Raw genomic sequence first — 1,956 nt, forward strand, 5'->3', positions numbered from 1 at the left:
GGACGGCGCGGACCTGCTCGTCGGGGTGCTCGAACCGGCGCAGGCGCCCGTGCGCAGGCGGGTGCTGCGGCGCTGGCTGCTGGACGCCGGGATCGGTGACCTGACCGACGGGCACCTGCGGTCGGTGGACGCGCTCGTGGGCCGGTGGCGTGGCCAGGGCGGCGTTTTCCTACCCGGCGGGGTGGAGGCCTACCGGTCGCGTGACAAGCTCGCCCTGAACTTCCGCCAATCCACCACAGGAGGGGGCTGACCGTGTACGAGGGCGACATCGCCTCCGTGCTCATCACCGAGGAGCAGATCAGGGACAAGGTCGCCGAGCTGGCCGCCAAGGTCGCGGCCGACTACCCGACCGAGGGCCGTTCGTCGGACCTCGTGCTCGTGGGTGTGCTCAAGGGCGCGGTGATGTTCATGACCGACTTCGCCCGTGCCCTGCCGATCCCGGCCCAGCTGGAGTTCATGGCGGTGTCGTCCTACGGGTCGTCGACGTCCTCCTCCGGTGTCGTGCGCATCCTGATGGATCTCGACAAGGACATCGCGGGCAAGGACGTCCTGATCGTCGAGGACATCGTGGACTCGGGGCTCACGCTGTCCTGGCTGCTGAAGAACCTCGCCAGCCGGAACCCGGCCTCGCTCGGTGTCTGCTCGTTGCTGCGCAAGAAGGACGCCGTGCAGGTGGACGTGCCCGTGCGCTACGTCGGTTTCGACATCCCGAACGAGTTCGTCGTCGGCTACGGGCTGGACTACGCCGAGAGCTACCGGGACCTGCCGTTCATCGGCACGCTCGACCCGCAGGTCTACTCGTCCTGACCGGGCACGGGCGGGTGATTCGGGACGGCCACCGTCCGGCCGGGGTCGCCCGCCCGGGTAGGCCGGGGGCCAGGTTTCCGCGTTGTCGTAACGGTCAGGCATCGGCGGCGGAGAATCCGCGCGAACACGGAACCCGAAACGGTGAGAATCGGTCGTAGCTCCGCGTCAGGTGCGTTAACCTTAGCGAAGATCGCGGGCGCAGGACCGACGTCGGGCGTCGTGCCCGCCGTGTGTGATGTCCGAATGTGCTGGGGACGGGAGAACGAACAGATGGGCAACAGCAGCTACGCGGATGCCGCCGCGTTCCGCGCGGCCGCGGCGACCGGTCAGGTCGGCATCGATCCGGACGCCGCGCAGGCGGTGCTGAGCAAGATCCGGACCGGCAAGGACGCGGTCGCGGCGCTGTTGGAGAACACCGACTTCCTCGCCGCCCCGCCGAGGCTGGGGGCCAACCCGGTGGGACAGGCGATCGCACACAAGTTCGCCGACCGTGCGGCGGGTGTGGGGGACTCGTACGCGCAGGCGCTGCGCAACCTGTACACCCAGTACGACCAGGCCGAACACGCGATCGTCGAGGCGATGGGTCGTTACGACGACTTCGACGCCTCCAGCGCGCAGTCGTTCAACGGGCAGCTCTGAGCAAGGGGGAGGGCGACATGTATTCCGACAGAGCCACCGACGGGGCCGGGACCGGGGAGGACACCCAGGCCCGCCCCGGCACACAGACCGGCGGGGCGAGCGAACGTCCGGTGGACGTGGACGCCGTCCGCAGGCAGGAGAGCGCCGAGGTCGCCGACATCGTCAACCGGGCGCGCGGCCGGGCCGAGGGCTTCCTCTTCGGGGATGACCGGGCGATCGGCGCCCGGCCCAACTGGGCCGCGCACGACTCGAAGCAGCTCTACTCCTTCGCGACGGTCGACAACGTGCCCGCCTCCGCCGAGGAGATCGGGCAGACCTGGAACCGCCACGGCGGCGAGTTGACCCGGATCGCCGACGATCTCTACAACGCGATCACCGAACTGGGGTCGGTGTGGCTCGGCCAGGGTGCGGGCGCGGCCCAGGGCGCGCTCGTGGGGATCGCGAACTCCGGTGCGCAGGCCTCGGAGGCGGCCCGCACCATGCAGGACCGGCTCGCGCGGCAGGCCGCCG

The 1,956-nt window shown here is 70.2% G+C and carries 3 protein-coding genes and 1 pseudogene; all 4 read left to right on the forward strand.

All coding sequences use genetic code 11. The annotated features are described in order from the left end of the window. The coding region (locus ACTIR_RS0117005; protein ID WP_199285643.1) for a TilS substrate-binding domain-containing protein at positions 1–250 on the forward strand (250 nt) is incomplete at its 5' end. A gap of 2 nt (positions 251–252) precedes the next feature. Then, the gene (gene hpt, locus ACTIR_RS0117010) at positions 253–807 is read left to right on the forward strand and encodes a hypoxanthine phosphoribosyltransferase (RefSeq protein WP_007027317.1); all 555 of its coding nucleotides are present in this window, start codon (positions 253–255) and stop codon (positions 805–807) included. Positions 808–1,077: 270 nt separating this feature from the next. After that, a complete protein-coding gene (locus ACTIR_RS0117015; RefSeq protein ID WP_007027318.1) occupies positions 1,078–1,446 on the forward strand; it encodes a hypothetical protein in 369 nt (122 codons plus the stop codon). Positions 1,447–1,463: 17 nt separating this feature from the next. After that, positions 1,464–1,956, forward strand: a pseudogene (locus ACTIR_RS23955) (hypothetical protein); the annotation flags it as partial.

Origin of the sequence: Saccharomonospora iraqiensis subsp. iraqiensis (genome assembly GCF_000430445.1) — a bacterium.
In the GTDB taxonomy this organism is placed as follows: domain Bacteria; phylum Actinomycetota; class Actinomycetes; order Mycobacteriales; family Pseudonocardiaceae; genus Saccharomonospora; species Saccharomonospora iraqiensis.